Origin of the sequence: Gilliamella sp. B2785 (assembly GCF_026537005.1) — a bacterium.
Classification (GTDB): Bacteria; Pseudomonadota; Gammaproteobacteria; order Enterobacterales; family Orbaceae; genus Gilliamella; species Gilliamella apicola_E.
In genome coordinates, this window is sequence record NZ_JAFNNC010000001.1 from 152,987 (window position 1) to 169,403 (window position 16,417).

Sequence of the window (16,417 nt, forward strand, 5' to 3'; positions counted from 1 at the left end):
TTTTTTTCATTAATTTTAAAAAGCAATATATGCGATTCTGCAAGAACTACTCGCTAATTAAACTTCAAAAACCCCGTTCCTCAACTTTTTTTCATTAATTTTAAAAAGCAATATATGCGATTGTGCAAGAACTACTCGCTAATTAAACTTCAAAAACCCCGTTCCTCAACTTTTTTTTATTAATTTTAAAAAGCCATACACGCGATTGATAAAGATTAATAATAATCTGGAAAAGTTAAATATCGTCATCCCTGAATTATCATAATGCAATCCTATAAATAATAGATAACATATAATTTATTATTCTTTCCCAAATTATTTGCACATCTTTTTGATGAATTTGCATCTTCTTTTTTCTTAATCTTTTTTATCTTTTCTGTTTTCTGAATTAAGTTGTTTTTTACGTTTATCTTCTTCCAATTTTTTCTTTTGTTTTGATTCTTGTAGGTTTTTGAAAATATGATAAAAAATGACACCAACAGCCATGACGAATAGAAAAAAGATAAATATAGAAGGATCATCTCCATCGCCACCCCTTGAAGGGTGTCTAGAGGAATAATGCGTATGAATTCGTGGGGTATAATAACTTCTGTAAGCCCTAATCCCATACGCATTTTGTATCAGAGTAATAAAAAAAACTAAAGCTACTATTATTTTCGTTTTCATTATTTGTACATCCTTGTAAAGACCAAATTATCCTTAATCCAATCAATCTTAATCTTTTGATTATTTGATACTAAAAATCCTTTTAATTCTAAATACAATGCATCTTTCTACAACAAAAAAACGCAAAAGGAAGTTAAATTCAAGGTACACGTTTACAAGTAGCTTCAATATTAAATTCCATAAAGGTTCTTCTTGGATCACAATGTTCGTATTTTGTAAATGAACTTTCTTTTAATTCATCTTTTGAAATAAACTTATACTCAATTTCAGTTATAATATTATTGATTTGATCTATCGATTCACATTCAATTGCACCATTGAGTTTTGCGTAGTTATCATCAGGAGAAATAGGCGCAATAAACGCATAATATTTTGTTTCTACTTCGAACCCTTCTTCCTGTTTCTTAATAAACGCTACATAACCTGTATTATTGAGTGTATAAGATTGTATTCCTTTCAATTTTGAGTCGTAATAATGATAGCTTGTACCGCGACTATCGTCGACTTTACAATCCCAAGTTCCTTCTAGCATTTCAGCAGTAACTTTTTGTCGCTCTTGACAACCAACTAGAGTCAATAATGATATTGAGAGCGCCAATAAATTTTTAAACATTTTACTTCCTGTATAGAATTGACTATTGTCTATTATAACAAACAATTTAATAAATTCTTCATTAATTTAATAGGTTACACATAGCGACAATATTATTCATAGGTGAAATTTCCTTTCAATAAAGCTTTGCCAACCTTCGACTAAGGTCTTTTTATAATTTGTGATGCTGATAGGATTTTGAAATTTTATTGAGCAGATTTTCCAGCTCCTGATGCCGTCTTTATATAGTATTACTGATGCTAGAACTATCTTGCCACATCAGATATAGCCATTCCTTGTAATAATAAATTTATTGATAACAACCTTATTTTTATAAATTTAAGAACATAAAATTAGGATGGTTTTTAGGTTAAATCTAGCTTCTTTGTAGGTTTTATATCTTTATCGTGCTTGCGATTTTTATTGTTCTTCAATGGGGACAACGTCAATAATATCGCGATATACGCCAGCAAATTCAGGGTTTTGCTCTTGTGTTTAATATTCCACTTTTATTTTACAAAATTAAAAATACAACTTTGCGCCTTAATAAAGTTTGCCTAATTAGTTAGTCAATCATGCTAAAAGCGATGGTGAGATACGCGTTGGTATATAGACTTTTTACAAAAAGCAAAGCGGAAGAATTACCAATTCAATAAGGCTGAGTTTGTGAGTGGATTAATGGTTATACAAAGAAAATAGACTGTTAAATTATCTTTAAAAAAACCTTATAACAAAAATTGCTATAAGGTTTTTTCTCAACAACGATAATTACCAAGCCACACAACTGCTTAAGAAATTATTATAGCTGTCGGTTCTGAAACCAACAACGCCAGTTCCTGATTCAACTACGTAATGATTTTTGGGACTATGGACGGTCGCAGCCCAATAATATGCGTCACCATAATCACTATCATAAACTATCCAATCACTATCCGGATAATATTCCCTGGTTACCTTACCCCATTCAGAGAATATACCACCCATCCATTCGGTAGTCGCACTGTTTCGGTAGCTAATCTTCCTACGGTAAATTTCGCCAACTCCTGGTACACCTTCTTCCCAGTTAATTTGGTTGCCGGATGCGTCGACTTTACGATTAGAGTTTGTAAAATCCCATACTGCCGGTAGATGGTATGTACCATTTAAGGTATTACAACGATCAGAACTAGCAGCCCAATTTTCTGAAGGGCCATCCGGGAAGGCGATCATCCAGCGCTGGATAAAAAATGAATAAAATACATTAGTTTTGTTGCGATCGGCGTACAATTTAAAAACTGAAGGTACAAATTTACCGCCATTGCTTGCAGCTGAAGGCCCTTTTAAGGTCACTCGCAATTTTCCGTTATGCTCACTTAAGGCTAAATGTACCCCAGTTCCACCAAGAGATGAAACGTTAGTACCATTGATATCGATAACTTCAGCAACACTTAAGCCAGCAAGTTTAAGGTCGAAAAATAAGTTGTTAGATCCAATCGTTGGAAAATTGTTTCCCGGATTATCGGTATCATTTATCGTAAAGCCCTTACCTCTAACCCAAGTGTTATCTACATCACCTTCATTGTTAAGATTCGGTTGTGCATAACAAAATTTAACCCCAGAAGCGACTTTCGGGTACATATAATAAGCGTGTTGTTCGCCGATAAAAGAACTTTGGTTAGGAATACCATATTGCGTGCTGATCGTGCCATTGTCAGCAGATATCAATAACTTAAAAGGGGCATCACAAGGATCTAATACAGCATTTTGATTATTTTTAACAAAATTGGTTAGATCATTACCGTCACCGTCAGTCCAGTTTACCAGTAAATCGCCAGTTATTACCGGGTTATTATCGCCGTCATCATCACCCCAAAAATTAGAATTGAGGATGACATCTTGAATCGGTAGTCGAGGGTAATTCGCGTTTTGCGAAGGCAATGTGACGATAGTTTTTATATCGGAGAATTTGACATCTTCGTTATCAAATTTAATCGGATGTTCAGTCGATGAGGTATCGGTATGCGCAGTGATTTCTTCACCATTGGGTAATGTGATTGACAACAAAGGGGATAGATACTCCGATTTGGTTTGTCCATTATCAAATGATACATAAGGTGGGTAACCTTCGATACTTTTTAAGGTGGATACCGAGATTGACGTAGCTGAATTAGATATAGTAAGCAAGCCTAAAGTTGATAGTAATATCTTTTTCTTTTTAAGAAGAAAATTGTATTTGAACATATTTTAGTCCTTTTTTGTTACAACTTGTTTTTTATTGTTTTTTTTATTGTATTTTGATCTTTCCTGATCTTTTCGAGAGTATAAATTAAAGATATTTGTTAATCAATTTGTTATACCTATCGTATTAGTCAGAGAAAATTAATCTTGGATATTTTTTGAACACAATCTAGAGGATTTGGATTTAACGCTACAGTGATGAAGAGAAACTACATAAATATTACAGGTATAATCGACTCAACTACTGGAATTCCCCATCTCTTTTACTGATAAATCTAGCAATGCTAGCTAATTAAGATCGGAATGGTTTTAAGATTAAAGCCTGCTTGTTTATAGGTTTTATACCTTTCACGGGCTAGCGATTTTTGTTGTTCTTCGATAGGGACAAAGTCAATAATATCGCGGTATACACCAGCAAATTCAGGGTATTGCTCTTGTAGATTGATAAGTAAGTGACGTGAACCATTGCTACTGCGCTTTTGTGGCCAACAGATTTCGACAGGTGATCCGCTTTTCAGGCCTTCGCCAGCTAGATTATGGGGAACAAAATTTTCAGTATCGAGTTGCCATAAATATTCATCAATACGTTCAGCTTGCGCTTGATCTTGACAGGCCACTAACACACGTTGCCGATTTTGCCATGCTTCAACAATTTTTTCACACGCAAGCTTTTCTTTGAATAAAACCCCGGCATCATTGGCTGGGGTTGGGTTTTCAAGTAGATAAAATATCACTTTTTTCATGTATTTACTCATTTTTGGTTAAGTAAGTATTGAATTAACATCGCGACTGGTCTGCCTGTAGCACCTTTGTTTGCACCCGATTTCCAAGCTGTTCCTGCAATATCAAGATGTGCCCATTGGTATTTTTCAGTAAAGCGAGATAGGAAACAAGCGGCTGTAATCGTTCCACCATCTCGACCAGCAGCATTGACAATGTCAGCGCAGGTTGATTTGATTTGTTCTTGGAAATCACTATCAATCGGTAATGACCACGCTTTGTCTCCCGCTTGATTTGAGGATTTTACCAGTTGTTCAGTAAGCTCTGCGTTATTACCCATCACGCCAGTATAATGATGACCGAGTGCAATGATACAAGCACCAGTAAGTGTAGCAATGTCAATCACAGTCTTGGGTTGGAAACGTTCAACATAAGTTAAAGCATCGCATAATACTAAACGACCTTCTGCATCGGTATTAATGATTTCAACGGTGGTGCCCGACATGGTGGTTAAGATATCACCAGGACGGTATGAATTACCATCTGGCATATTTTCACAACCAGCCATCACGCCAATTACGTTGATAGGTAGTTTTAATTCAGCCACAGCTTGCATTACACCAAACACAGTGGCGGCACCGCACATATCATATTTCATTTCATCCATACCGGCTGATGGTTTGATGGATATGCCTCCTGAATCGAAGGTTAATCCTTTACCAACTAATACATATGGTTTGGCTTTTTTGTCTTTCGCGCCATGGTATTCGATGACTGTCATAATTGATTCGTTAGCTGAGCCTCGTCCAACCGCTAAATAAGCGTTCATGTTAAGTTTAGCAAGCTCTTTTTCACCTAAGCATGTCACTTTCAAGCTTGAATGCTGTTTACCTAAACTTTTGCCCTGCTCTGCTAAGTATTTAGCATTGCCGATGTTAGATGGCATGTTGGCAATGTTTTTGGTACTGACAATAGCATTTGCAATAATTTGTCCTTGCGATAATTGACTTTCTACATGCTTGATTGTTTTTTTATCGCTATAAAGTAGCGTTACTTTTTGTAAGCTTGGTTTTTCTGATTTTGTTGATTTGAATTGGTCAAAACTATAGGTTAATTCGCTAGTAATTTGTGGTAGTTGTTTAGCAATTTCACCACTTATTGCAGGATTTAGAGTCAGAATGTCCCAACTTATATTTTTAACTTGTTTAGTTATTAACTCTTTTGTAGCTGCTTGTATCATTTTTTTTGCAGCGTTAATATCAAAATTTTTTGCTTGGCCACACCCTACAACTAATATTTTCGGAGAATTCGGGCAAGCGTATAAAAAGGTGGTTTTACCTAATTCGCAGTTAATGTCATCTGACTTGATCAGCTGACTAATCATACCCTTGCTTAATTCATCTATATCCTTGATTAAACTAGTTTGTTTCTTGCCTAATTGGACAGTTACCACTAAACATTCTTCTTTTTGTAATGTGATTAATGAGCTGTTTTTGATTGAGTATTTCATAGCGTTCTCTTGTAAGATTTTTATGGTGAATAGTAACATTTTATCGGTTCATTAAACGATAGCAACAAAAAGATAACGAAACAACGCAAATCAGATTATAATAGTGCGATTTGATAAAACGGATAGATAGGTAAAAAAGTGATAATTCGCCGATATTTAATTAAAGAGACGATGAAAACACAAGGTGCAATACTGTTTATTTTATTGCTAATTTTCTTTTCTCAAAAATTAATCAGAATTTTATCCAGCGCTATTGATGGCAGTATTCCACGTGATTTGATTATGCCACTTTTAGTGTTAGGTGTGTCGAATATGGCTGATCTTATTTTGCCACTAAGTCTGTTTTTAGGTGTGCTTGTTACCTTTGGTCGGCTTTATTCGGACAGCGAGATGGTCGCAATGCATGCATGTGGGATTAAGAGAAGACTTAACTATCAGGTTGTGCTATTTCTGTGTGTGATCACCTGTATATTCACAGCACTCAATAGCCTTTGGTTTGGACCTTGGTCTAGCGTGAGACAAGATCAGCTAGTCGAAAATGCCAAGATTAATCCAAGTTTAGCCGGTTTGTTAGCTGGCCAATTTCAACAAACACCTGATGGCAACTCGGTAATTTATATTGGTAATGTTGATCATAATAAGCTAGATAACGTATTTATAGCCCAAATTAATCCGAAAAATGCTCAACGCCCTTCTATTATTATTGCTAATAAAGGGAAAACTGAAGAAGATAAAGATGGTAATCAAATCATCACACTTGAAAATGCAAATCGTTATGAAGGCACGGCACAATTAAAAGATTTTAGAATTTCGAATTTTCATAACTATTTAGGTATTATTAAACCTAAGGAGCTAGAAAGCAATGTTGATGATGATAAAGTGGATGTTCAGCAATTAGGATTGCTTGAGCTTCATGAAAATCCAACACCGAAGGCTAATGCTGAATTTTATTGGCGATTGACGTTGATAATTTCGGTTCCTTTGATGGCTTTTTTAGTGATTCCATTGAGTGAGTCAAATCCAAGACAAGGAAGGCTTGCACAAATTTTACCAGCGTTACTGCTTTATTTAGTCTATTTTTTACTTTCTAGTTCGGTTAAAGCTAATGCTGGTAAAGGTCGCTTAGATCCCGCTTTGTGGTTTTATCTGATTAATCTAGGGTATTTTGTTCTGGCTTTGATTTTAAATTGTTGGGATAACTTATTTATGCGTAAACTTCGTTTAAAATTTATTGCGTCTTAAGGGGAGAACGATGTTTTCGATTTTAGATCGCTATATTGGTAAAACTATTTTAAATACCATTGGCATTTGCTTATTTTTATTAATTAGTTTGTCAGGAATTATTCGTTTTATTGACCAACTTAGAAAAATCAAAGTTGATTATGATGCCTTGTCAGTTGGTTTTTATTCTTTGCTAATGGTACCTAAAGATATAGAAATATTTTTCCCTATGGCAGCACTTTTAGGCGGCTTAATCGGTTTAGGGATTTTAGCTTCAAGAAGCGAGCTTATTGTGATGGAAACTTCAGGTTTTAGTCGTTTTAAAATTGCATTAGCTGTGATGAAAACTGCTCTCCCTTTAGTGCTTATAACAATGGCAATTGGTGAATGGGTTGCTCCTATCAGTGAACAAACCGCTCGTAATATGCGCTCAGAAAAGCTTTATGGTAATTCTTTATTAGCTCAACAAGGCAGTTTATGGGCGAAAGATGGTAATGATTATATCTATATCGACCATGTTAATAATGATAGTTCTATCTCAAATATTGATATTTATAAAGTTGATAAAAATAAATTACTATCGATTACTCATGCTGATAGCGGAGTGTTTGAAAATGGAAGTTGGACGTTATCACAAATCGAGATGAATGATTTAACCAATCCACAACAAATAACGGGTACGAACTCACTTACTATGCAGTGGAAAACTAATATCACACCTGATAAGTTGAGTATTGTAGCTTTTGACCCTGATTCATTGTCAGCATCAGGACTCTATCAATATTCGCAATATTTGAAAAATTCGGGCCAAGATACAAAATATTATGATTTGTTATTTTGGAAAAAGCTGATTAAACCCGTTTCAGTTGCAGTGATGTTGTTGTTGGCCTTATCTTTCATTTTTGGACCATTACGAAGTGTATCTATGGGTATTAGGGTGATTATAGGTATTACTTTTGGCTTTATCTTTTATATCGCCGATAATCTTTTTGCTCAAGCCAGTATTGTGATGGGCATTTACCCTATTGTTGGCTCTATGCTAACTAGCTTTGTGTTTTTGTTAATCAGTTATATTTTATTTAAAAGAAAAAATTAAATTATAGCTTTGATCTCCTACGATATTGGCATATAAACTTGATAAGTTATATGCCAATTTCATCCGCAATATTCTTCAAAATTTCCTTTACGTATACCAATTAAGTTAAACAATGATTTTGTAGGCTTCAGGCTAAGGTTGATTGGTTTAGTTCGCACCCTTTATTTAAATAAAGGATGCGTAAGATTAATTTATTTAAACAATTTTAAGTAGTCGCCATAGCCTTGAGCTTCTAATTCTTCTTTTGGTATGAACTTTAGCGCTGCTGAGTTGATACAGTAGCGCAATCCTCCTAAAGCTGCGGGCCCATCATTAAATACATGACCAAGATGTGAATCAGCTTCTAATGAGCGGACTTCTATCCTACGCATTCCATGGCTGTTATCTTCCTTTTCAACAATTTGTTGCTGTTTAATCGGTTTAGAGAAACTTGGCCAACCACAGCCTGAATCAAACTTATCTAGTGAGGTAAACAGTGGTTCACCAGAGACGATATCAACGTAGATCCCATCGCGGTGGTTAGCGTTATATTGATTATCAAATGGAGGTTCTGTACCATTTTGCTGTGTGACGTGATATTGCATTGGTGTTAGTGCTGATATAGCTTTATCTTTCATTGATTTGTTCATGTTGTATCTGCCTCACGTTATAAATGTGATATAAATAAACGTTTAAATTTGTGTTAATCATTGCTACTTAACATTGATTGCAATACTTTATCTTTAACCCAAAAATAGTGGTACAACGCACCTAATACATGAAATATAACTAAAATAGCTAGTACATAAGAACTAATCAAATGTAATGAATGAAACATTTGGTGATATGGCATATCAATAGCAGGGATCGATATTAAACCAAATATATTAAGGTCCCTTCCACTCATTAAATACCCCGATAATGGCGTAATTAGCAGTAAAAGGTAGATCACTCCTTGAGTGGATTTTGACAAAATTCGTTGCAGTTTTTTGTCTTTCGGTAAGACATCAGGCACACCTTGACTGCGGATCACCATAATTCGCCATATTGTTAATAGCAAAACAAGCACTCCAAAGGATTTATGTAATAAATAGACTATTGCCATTCCACCCAATATATGTGACATTGTCACTTTAATTAAAAGGAGCATGGTTACCATTATGACAAGTAAAGCCGATGTCCAATGAATCCATTTTTGTTTACTGCTATATTGCGGGTACTTTTGCATATTTACTCACTTTTGGTTGCTGACTTATCTTGCCAGTTATCTGCAATAAAATTAGCTCGTCCAGATAATTGATAATAACGGTTATAATGTTCTGGCTGTTTTTTATAGTAATCTTGATGATACGCTTCGGCGGGATAAAATATTGCTGCCGGTTCTATAGCGACATCAATCGGATGATTAAATCGTTTGCTTTCTTCAAGCGCTTGTTTAGATGCGATCGCTTGCTGTTGTTGTAATTTGTTATGATAAAATATTACTGGACGATAAGAATCGCCACGATCAGCAAATTGTCCTTGCGAATCTGTCGGGTCAATTTGTTGCCAAAAAATATCCAGTAATTTTTTATAGCTGATCATCGTTGGATCAAAGGTAATTTGCACCGCTTCTGTATGGCCTGTGTTGCCTTGGCAAACTTGTTGATAAGTTGGATTTTCCTTATGACCACCAGTGTAACCTGAGATCACATTAATAACGCCTTCATATTTGTCGAAAGGTTTTACCATACACCAGAAACATCCACCTGCAAATGTTGCTTGTTCATATTGTTGCATAAAAACCTCCAATTAACTTACATTAACAGAAACGATCTTTATAAAAAATACAACACTTACTTTGCTTTTTAAATGATGTGTTCATATTACTTGAAACTGGTCAAATAAGCACCATATTATTCATCTAATATAAATTTTTAGGAGGTGTAATTATGGCTAGTGGCTGGGCATCTGACGATGCCGTTAACCAACAGATCGAAAGTACAATCACAGATGCTATCGAAATCGCCAGACGCCAACTAAAACACGATAAACCTAGTGCCGAGTTTTGTGTTGAATGTGGCGATACTATTGCAAAAGCCAGACAAATTGCCTTACCAGGTGTGCAATACTGTTTAGCTTGCCAACAAGAAATAGATAAGCAATTGGCAAAATCTGCAATATTATATAATCGACGTGGTAGTAAAGATAGCCAACTAAGATAACAAGCTCTTAATAAGGGGAATTGAGTAAAACTTCTTCCCCTTTTATATTTTGCTTTCCTCAATTATTCTTTATTTTTTGAATTACGGACTTCATCATAAGGGTAAACTAATAATTTACCATCAAACCATTCTGCACAAAAAACTTCATCAATATCTTTATAACCTTGTTTTTTGATTTCATTCTTAAGCCATGTTTCACTTTTGTGGAGTTGTTCAAGGTTGTCTTGACTAATAGCGCCATTTTCAATCACCAGTACTGCGATATCTTTATCTCCTTTCTTGATAATGGTTAAAGATCCATTTAATTCGTACCACACTTGTTTTAATTCACTAAATGCGCAAATTCCTTGAATATTGATTAGCGTTTCAAAATCTCTAACAGGTAAATTTGCTTTTTTGAAATTTTCAGAGATTAGATTGCCATTTTTGATTAATTGTATAGGTTCACCATCAATAGCATCTCGGAGTTTTGAATTTTTAGATTTGATAAATCGCACTAAGATAAGAAGACCTGCCCAAATCGCCACAGCTCCAGCGGCTTCCCACGCAGAAACATTAGCATTAAGTAATGTTCCACCTACCAATGCACCAATAACCATGCTACCAACCTGATCCAGCTGTGACATCGGTGCGATTTGGCTTTTTCCTGATAATTTGACATAAATAAGTAAAATGATAAGTGCAATTAAAAATTTTGGTGCCATTTCAAGTAAATACATTCCTGCCTCCAAGTGTAGATCCAATCTAAACGACCATTGCTTAGCTATCTGGTCTAATCGGATAAATAAAAGATGTATTACGAATTAACTAAATTTTTATTTATTTGAAATCAATGACTACTTGTTTTTTAATAGAGATTAGAAAGTTTAATACGAGAGCATTGTTATTCTACTCCAAAAAGGATTTTAAAAAAATGATACTTGCAATAGATGTTTACTATTTAAATGATAAGGCAAAAACTGTTGGCATTTTATTTGAGCAATTTACTGATGGTATCAATGAGATAAAATCTGTTATCAATGATTATCAATCGAATGTTCTGCCTTATCAATCAGGCCAATTTTATAAACGTGAATTACCTTGTATATTAGCATTATTGTCTCAGGTTGATCTCAATTCGATTGATGTGATTATAGTCGATGGTTATGTTCATTTGAATGGTGGTAATCTTGGTTTAGGTGGTCATCTTTATGAAGCACTGGATAAAAAGATACCTATTATCGGCGTTGCAAAAAAATCTTTTACCGATAATAAACAATATGCCATTGAAGTAATGCGTGGTAAAAGTAATAATCCAATCTATATAACATCATTAGGAATGTTACTTAAAGAGGCAGCAGATCATATTCAATCAATGGCCGGCAAATATCGCATACCAGATTTACTGACCTATTTGGATCAACAAACTAAGTTGTTTAAATTCGAATAATACAATAAAAATGGTTAAACAGGTTTATGTTATTAATTCACTAAAATACTATTGATATAGATTTTAATATAGTCTTCATATTAGTCATTTAATATTAATAATTTGAACCAAAGAGTTTATATATTGACTATCTTTCGTTTATCTTTTTTTAACTTAAGTTGTTTATTAGAACGCTAGATTTTTTAAGCCAAACTTTTATGTAATATATTTAAGATGTTTCTTAGATCTTTTACATCTAGCTGCCCTGGTGCCGATGCATTTTTTGCTGCACCAAAAGTGAGGTCTGACCCAAAAGTTTCACCTGCAATTCGGCTAATCGCACCTGTTCCAGCCATTGCCATAGTAATTAGTGGTTTACGTGCATATTTGTCTTTCATTTCAGCTGTTGCAGCAAGTAAGTTAATTACATCTTCACGCGAACGTGGCATTACGGCAATTTTAGGAATATCTACACCAAGATCCTGCATTTTGCGTAATCTTGCTACAATTTCATCTTTTGGCGGAGTCTTATCAAAGTCATGATTGGAGGCTATCACTAAAACGTTATGCTGATGAGCTAACTGGACAATTTCTTCAACATATTTGTCACCAGTGAAAACTTCGATATCGACAAGATCTATTAAACCACTTTTTATCATCTGTTTATTAAGGTTGATATAAAATTCAATCGTAGCAGGATAAACTCCGCCTTCATTAGCGGTACGGAATGTAAATAAAATGGGTTTGTAGCCAATGATTGTTTGTAATTTATTTGCTGTTTGTTTTACTTTTTCAACATCATCAACTTTTTGAAAATGGTCTACTCTCCATTCAACCATATCAAAGTCAATTTTTGTCAAAAATTCAGCTTCATTAACTAATTCTTCTTCTGTTTTTCCTACAATTGGAACAATAATTTTAGGCGCTCCAACACCAATATCTAAACCTTTAACTGTAATTTTTGACATCTATCCACCAATTTATCTTTTCTACTCTCTTAATTTAATTGACTGAGAGAATAGTCTGTAGTTATAAATAATTTTAATAAGTTAACTAAAATTTTTAATCATTAAAGCCCATTTTTTCTTTAACATAATCAATTGGAGCTTCTTTTCCTGTCCAAATTTTAATTTGTGCATGACCTTGCCATAACATCATACTGATACCGTTTAACGTTTTACAACCTTGCGATTCGGCTATTTCTAATAATTTTGTTTTACGTGGACTGTAAATACAATCGGTTACGACGAGATCTTTTCTTAGCATAGTTGGATCGGTAATTAAGCTTTTTCCTTCTGACGGCTTCATACCAATACCAGTAGCATTACATAATACTGCACTTTCAGCAATTTCCTGACGTAATTTTGAGTGATCAGCTAAATCGTAAACTACTGCTTCACAGTCAGTTTTTGCATTTATTCGGTTAACTATTTCTACAATTTTGTCAAAGCATTCATCTTTTTGATTAAAAATTGAAATCTTTTTAACGCCATCTAATGCGGCTTGTACGGCAATAGCACTTGCAGCACCGCCTCCACCAAGTAAAGTCAACTTTTTACCTATAACATCAACACCCGCCTCTTTTAATGAGCGCATATATCCTATTCCATCAGTATTATATCCGGTTAATACTCCATCATCATTTGAAATGGTATTACAGGCTCCAATAAGCTCTACTGCTGGTGTTAATTTATCTAAATATTGGCACACGAGTTGTTTATTCGGCATTGAAACAGCACTACCGCGTAAACCTAATGCACGTAAGCCTTTTATAGCATCAGGTAATTTTTCTTGCGTCACTTCAAAAGCTAAATAGACATAGGGAATATCTAATTTAGAGTAAATTATATTTTGCATTTTTGGTGATAAGCTGTGCCGAATTGGATATGCCATTAATCCAATTAATAAAAAGTGTCCATCAATATTAGCTCTCATGCTTCTCTCCAATTATTAATGATTAAAATTCAGCGAGTTTTTTAAGTAATCTTTTCGTATCTTATTGATACATTTTTGCTCGTTCAATTGGAGAATGACTCAATGTAAATTCATCATCACTACGCTAAATTGAAATTGGCATTTCATGTAAAGATTTTAGTAATGTTATTACCTCAATACCACCTCGCTCGGTGATAATTGATAATTCTTGCTTAATAAAGTAACTCCAAACTGTTATTAAGCTTTTCTCAAATTATATAATCGCATTTGATAATTCTTAGATGTTTTTTCAAACCTAGGATTAATACTAAAAACACCAACATTAAGCCATAAAAAACACGAAAATCAGCGATAAATACTTTCCAGTATTATTTTGATGTTTAAGATAACTTTCTAAAAATTCTAGGCTTACTAATTTACCATTTTTTTTACTTTAAATTACTTATCATCGTAAAGCACCTTATCGTGATAAGGTGCTTTTTTAGTATTGCTGAAAGTAATTAAATTTTATTCATATCAATAACTTTTTTGAAACGTGAATAAACAATTAAACCTAATATGACGCTTGATAATGCAACAACTAGATCGACTAAGATAGCATAGCTAACATTGATTAATGCTAACTTAGGGACTATTAGTGGAATGACAATAAATGATAAACCACTGAAAGTATACATTGTTCCAACTGCAAACCCTTTACGATCAGGAAATAGCTGCTGCATAACAACTAAAGTGAGTTGTAATATACCTCCTGCTGCTGTTAATCCCATTCCTATTGCCACAATTAAACTCATTGTAGGATTAAGATTAAATAAAAACATTAATAAAGTTAATGCAGAAAGTAACGGCAATATAATAATGCAATAAATTGGTTTTATGAATTTTTTAACAATATAGGCTGTTGTAAACACGGAAATTATTGATGCAGTACTATAATAACTGATCAATTGTTTAGAAGCGATTGGTTCCATTCCTATACCTTTCTCTGCAATCGCAGGTAGCCATTGTAAAATGATGACAAAGGTTGCAGTGGTGGTGAAGCCCATAATTATTAATAAAATACCTTCAAAGAAAATATTCGGTTTACCAATGAAATAGTCACTATGGCCTTCATTGCCACAAATAACTGTATTTTTGGAAGGAAATGTTCTTGGCGCTAAAAGTAAAAAATTAATAATGATAAAAGTAACAAAACCGATGAAAGCATAGCCATACCATAAATCATAAGCATGAAAGAATGTAACAATGAATGGTAAGACTAACGTTCCTATTGAAATAAATGCTTTAATTAAAACACTTGCAGTACCTGCCGAACGAGGAAAGCATTCGGTTAAAGCAGGCATGGAGCCGGTATCTAAAAATGAGTTTCCAGCACCAATAAACATAGCCAAACAAAATGCAACATGTATATTGTGACAAAAGAGAGTCCCAACGAAAAAGATAATATAACAAGACATGCCCATAAGGATAAATGGTTTGCGTCCAAATTTATCAGATAGTATTCCTCCAATAAACATTAATAATATTTTTCCATATCCTATTCCTGATGCAACGTAACCAATACCTATAACATCATCAGTTTTTAATTGTGCAGAAATTTCGACAGAAAATTGCATAATTACTATTAAAGCAATACTTTGAATAATGTAATTAGCATAGATAGAGCCAGCTATCGAATATGAGCTGTGATTACTCATTAGTTAATACTCCATTACAAATTTAAAAATCTTATAAAACTAACTGGCTCAATATTAGCGGTAAAAGTATCTGAATAAAAGGAAAAATAATCTTTGAAATAGTTTTATTAATTAATTATTGTTAATTTAGATAAATTTTTTAAATAATCATCTCAGAATTGGAAAATGGAGGAGCATTTTTTAAAAGATTATAAAAAATTGAATATTTCTAGCTATGAAAAAAATCTAGATAGTTTATTTGTAATACGAATTGAGTAATGAATTTCAATGATAAATTTGATTGAGGATAATGATTGAAAAAAAATTGGAGCGGGAAACGAGGTTCGAACTCGCGACCTCAACCTTGGCAAGGTTGCGCTCTACCAACTGAGCTATTCCCGCTTACAAAAAAAAGTGTTTTTAATGGTGCCCGGGGCGAGACTTGAACTCGCACGGCCAAAAAGGCCGAGGGATTTTAAATCCCTTGTGTCTACCGATTTCACCACCCGGGCTCAAAACTTATTACCGAAAGGTAACTGCGTTTTGGATGCTGTGCATTTTACCTATCTTAAAATTTACGTCAATAAAAAAATTAAAATAATTGTCTAACTGCTCAATGTTTGTCACATTTAAGGAAATTTTAATCAATTCCCTTAAAATTTGGATTTAATATAAATAAAATTTTTGGCTAATGTTTTGTTACTAATTAGACGCTGAAAGATGATCCACAACCACAGGTTGTAGTTGCGTTTGGGTTATCAACAACAAAACGAGAACCCTGCAATCCTTCAATATAGTCTATAGTGCCTCCAACAAGATATTGTAAACTCATAGGGTCAATAATAAGTGAGACACCATTTTTTTCGATCGCCAGATCATCTTCATTTACTTTTTCATCAAATGTGAAACCATACTGGAATCCACTACAACCACCACCAGTGATATAGACTCTTAATTTAAGATTTGGATTTTCTTCTTCCGTTACTAAAGTTTTTACCTTGTTTGCAGCAGCATCAGTAAAATTAATGGGTAACGCATCGCTCATTTTATTCTCCTACTTTAAGTACTGATATATTATATACTCTTGAAAAAATAAAATACAAAATGAAAACATCAATTAGTTAAATTTGTAATAGCTTGCTTGAATTTAAGTTAATTTTATGAATAAATACGACAACAATTACTATAAAGAA

The 16,417-nt window shown here is 33.8% G+C and carries 17 protein-coding genes and 2 tRNA genes; 4 read left to right on the plus strand and 15 right to left on the minus strand.

Features of this window, described 5'->3' with window-relative positions; all coding sequences use genetic code 11:
• Window positions 1–357: 357 nt before the first annotated feature.
• The 5 genes from J3U24_RS00720 to J3U24_RS00740 form a co-directional block, all read right to left on the minus strand.
• Window positions 358–666: a hypothetical protein gene (locus tag J3U24_RS00720; RefSeq protein WP_267336902.1), complete on the minus strand. Its 309-nt coding sequence runs from the start codon at window positions 664–666 to the stop codon at window positions 358–360.
• Between the two features lie 139 nt (window positions 667–805).
• Complete coding sequence (locus tag J3U24_RS00725; RefSeq protein WP_267346954.1) at window positions 806–1,264, minus strand: hypothetical protein; 459 nt, start codon at window positions 1,262–1,264, stop codon at window positions 806–808.
• A gap of 762 nt (window positions 1,265–2,026) precedes the next feature.
• Complete coding sequence (locus J3U24_RS00730; RefSeq protein ID WP_267330285.1) at window positions 2,027–3,478, minus strand: hypothetical protein; 1,452 nt, start codon at window positions 3,476–3,478, stop codon at window positions 2,027–2,029.
• 281 nt (window positions 3,479–3,759) lie between these two features.
• Complete coding sequence (locus J3U24_RS00735; RefSeq protein ID WP_267336906.1) at window positions 3,760–4,218, minus strand: DNA polymerase III subunit chi; 459 nt, start codon at window positions 4,216–4,218, stop codon at window positions 3,760–3,762.
• A gap of 8 nt (window positions 4,219–4,226) precedes the next feature.
• Window positions 4,227–5,705 carry a leucyl aminopeptidase gene (locus J3U24_RS00740; protein ID WP_267336907.1) on the minus strand — a complete coding sequence of 493 codons (1,479 nt, stop codon included), beginning with the start codon at window positions 5,703–5,705 and terminating at the stop codon, window positions 4,227–4,229.
• Between the two features lie 138 nt (window positions 5,706–5,843).
• On the opposite strand from J3U24_RS00740, the gene lptF reads away from it, so the two are divergent.
• Both lptF and lptG read left to right on the plus strand, forming a co-directional pair.
• A complete protein-coding gene (gene lptF / locus J3U24_RS00745; RefSeq protein WP_267336908.1) occupies window positions 5,844–6,947 on the plus strand; it encodes an LPS export ABC transporter permease LptF in 1,104 nt (367 codons plus the stop codon).
• Window positions 6,948–6,957: 10 nt separating this feature from the next.
• A complete protein-coding gene (lptG, locus tag J3U24_RS00750; protein WP_065734191.1) occupies window positions 6,958–8,022 on the plus strand; it encodes an LPS export ABC transporter permease LptG in 1,065 nt (354 codons plus the stop codon).
• 191 nt (window positions 8,023–8,213) lie between these two features.
• On the opposite strand, the gene msrB is transcribed toward lptG, so the two are convergent.
• Genes msrB through msrA form a run of 3 tightly spaced genes read right to left on the minus strand, consistent with a single transcriptional unit; the run spans window position 8,214 to window position 9,780 of the window.
• On the minus strand, window positions 8,214–8,651 hold the full coding sequence (gene msrB / locus J3U24_RS00755; protein WP_065734192.1) for a peptide-methionine (R)-S-oxide reductase MsrB: 438 nt from the start codon (window positions 8,649–8,651) through the stop codon (window positions 8,214–8,216).
• A 53-nt stretch (window positions 8,652–8,704) separates the two neighbouring features.
• Complete coding sequence (locus tag J3U24_RS00760; RefSeq protein ID WP_267332022.1) at window positions 8,705–9,229, minus strand: cytochrome b; 525 nt, start codon at window positions 9,227–9,229, stop codon at window positions 8,705–8,707.
• A 2-nt stretch (window positions 9,230–9,231) separates the two neighbouring features.
• Window positions 9,232–9,780 (minus strand): peptide-methionine (S)-S-oxide reductase MsrA, encoded by a 549-nt coding sequence (gene msrA, locus J3U24_RS00765; RefSeq protein ID WP_267336909.1) that lies wholly within the window; start codon window positions 9,778–9,780, stop codon window positions 9,232–9,234.
• A gap of 152 nt (window positions 9,781–9,932) precedes the next feature.
• On the opposite strand from msrA, the gene J3U24_RS00770 reads away from it, so the two are divergent.
• The gene (locus J3U24_RS00770; protein ID WP_065562498.1) at window positions 9,933–10,205 is read left to right on the plus strand and encodes a DksA/TraR family C4-type zinc finger protein; all 273 of its coding nucleotides are present in this window, start codon (window positions 9,933–9,935) and stop codon (window positions 10,203–10,205) included.
• A 62-nt stretch (window positions 10,206–10,267) separates the two neighbouring features.
• Here the strand turns inward: J3U24_RS00770 and J3U24_RS00775 are convergent, their stop codons facing one another.
• Window positions 10,268–10,924 carry a DUF421 domain-containing protein gene (locus J3U24_RS00775; RefSeq protein WP_065562497.1) on the minus strand — a complete coding sequence of 219 codons (657 nt, stop codon included), beginning with the start codon at window positions 10,922–10,924 and terminating at the stop codon, window positions 10,268–10,270.
• Window positions 10,925–11,118: 194 nt separating this feature from the next.
• On the opposite strand from J3U24_RS00775, the gene J3U24_RS00780 reads away from it, so the two are divergent.
• On the plus strand, window positions 11,119–11,634 hold the full coding sequence (locus J3U24_RS00780) for an endonuclease V (RefSeq protein ID WP_267336912.1): 516 nt from the start codon (window positions 11,119–11,121) through the stop codon (window positions 11,632–11,634).
• A gap of 182 nt (window positions 11,635–11,816) precedes the next feature.
• Here J3U24_RS00780 and aroD read toward each other — a convergent pair whose 3' ends face one another.
• From aroD to erpA, 6 genes are all read right to left on the minus strand, one after another.
• Complete coding sequence (gene aroD / locus J3U24_RS00785) at window positions 11,817–12,581, minus strand: type I 3-dehydroquinate dehydratase (protein WP_267330280.1); 765 nt, start codon at window positions 12,579–12,581, stop codon at window positions 11,817–11,819.
• Between the two features lie 94 nt (window positions 12,582–12,675).
• Window positions 12,676–13,548, minus strand: coding sequence for a shikimate dehydrogenase (locus tag J3U24_RS00790; protein WP_267336913.1), 873 nt, complete (start codon window positions 13,546–13,548; stop codon window positions 12,676–12,678).
• Window positions 13,549–14,048: 500 nt separating this feature from the next.
• The gene (locus tag J3U24_RS00795; protein ID WP_065734198.1) at window positions 14,049–15,245 is read right to left on the minus strand and encodes an MFS transporter; all 1,197 of its coding nucleotides are present in this window, start codon (window positions 15,243–15,245) and stop codon (window positions 14,049–14,051) included.
• A gap of 305 nt (window positions 15,246–15,550) precedes the next feature.
• A tRNA-Gly gene (locus tag J3U24_RS00800) sits at window positions 15,551–15,626 on the minus strand.
• Window positions 15,627–15,648: 22 nt separating this feature from the next.
• A tRNA-Leu gene (locus tag J3U24_RS00805) sits at window positions 15,649–15,736 on the minus strand.
• A gap of 194 nt (window positions 15,737–15,930) precedes the next feature.
• The gene (erpA, locus tag J3U24_RS00810) at window positions 15,931–16,269 is read right to left on the minus strand and encodes an iron-sulfur cluster insertion protein ErpA (RefSeq protein ID WP_065734199.1); all 339 of its coding nucleotides are present in this window, start codon (window positions 16,267–16,269) and stop codon (window positions 15,931–15,933) included.
• Window positions 16,270–16,417: the final 148 nt, after the last annotated feature.

What these genes read in the sequence shown, in the direction of transcription:
- J3U24_RS00720 (WP_267336902.1), bottom strand. Translation starts at nt 666, where the DNA reads ATGAAAACGAAAATAATAGTAGCTTTAGTTTTTTTTATTACTCTGATA.
- J3U24_RS00730 (WP_267330285.1), bottom strand. Translation starts at nt 3,478, where the DNA reads ATGTTCAAATACAATTTTCTTCTTAAAAAGAAAAAGATATTACTATCA.
- J3U24_RS00735 (WP_267336906.1), bottom strand. Translation starts at nt 4,218, where the DNA reads ATGAAAAAAGTGATATTTTATCTACTTGAAAACCCAACCCCAGCCAAT.
- J3U24_RS00740 (WP_267336907.1), bottom strand. Translation starts at nt 5,705, where the DNA reads ATGAAATACTCAATCAAAAACAGCTCATTAATCACATTACAAAAAGAA.
- lptG (WP_065734191.1), top strand. Translation starts at nt 6,958, where the DNA reads ATGTTTTCGATTTTAGATCGCTATATTGGTAAAACTATTTTAAATACC.
- msrB (WP_065734192.1), bottom strand. Translation starts at nt 8,651, where the DNA reads ATGAACAAATCAATGAAAGATAAAGCTATATCAGCACTAACACCAATG.
- J3U24_RS00760 (WP_267332022.1), bottom strand. Translation starts at nt 9,229, where the DNA reads ATGCAAAAGTACCCGCAATATAGCAGTAAACAAAAATGGATTCATTGG.
- msrA (WP_267336909.1), bottom strand. Translation starts at nt 9,780, where the DNA reads ATGCAACAATATGAACAAGCAACATTTGCAGGTGGATGTTTCTGGTGT.
- J3U24_RS00770 (WP_065562498.1), top strand. Translation starts at nt 9,933, where the DNA reads ATGGCTAGTGGCTGGGCATCTGACGATGCCGTTAACCAACAGATCGAA.
- J3U24_RS00775 (WP_065562497.1), bottom strand. Translation starts at nt 10,924, where the DNA reads ATGTATTTACTTGAAATGGCACCAAAATTTTTAATTGCACTTATCATT.
- J3U24_RS00780 (WP_267336912.1), top strand. Translation starts at nt 11,119, where the DNA reads ATGATACTTGCAATAGATGTTTACTATTTAAATGATAAGGCAAAAACT.
- aroD (WP_267330280.1), bottom strand. Translation starts at nt 12,581, where the DNA reads ATGTCAAAAATTACAGTTAAAGGTTTAGATATTGGTGTTGGAGCGCCT.
- J3U24_RS00790 (WP_267336913.1), bottom strand. Translation starts at nt 13,548, where the DNA reads ATGAGAGCTAATATTGATGGACACTTTTTATTAATTGGATTAATGGCA.
- J3U24_RS00795 (WP_065734198.1), bottom strand. Translation starts at nt 15,245, where the DNA reads ATGAGTAATCACAGCTCATATTCGATAGCTGGCTCTATCTATGCTAAT.
- erpA (WP_065734199.1), bottom strand. Translation starts at nt 16,269, where the DNA reads ATGAGCGATGCGTTACCCATTAATTTTACTGATGCTGCTGCAAACAAG.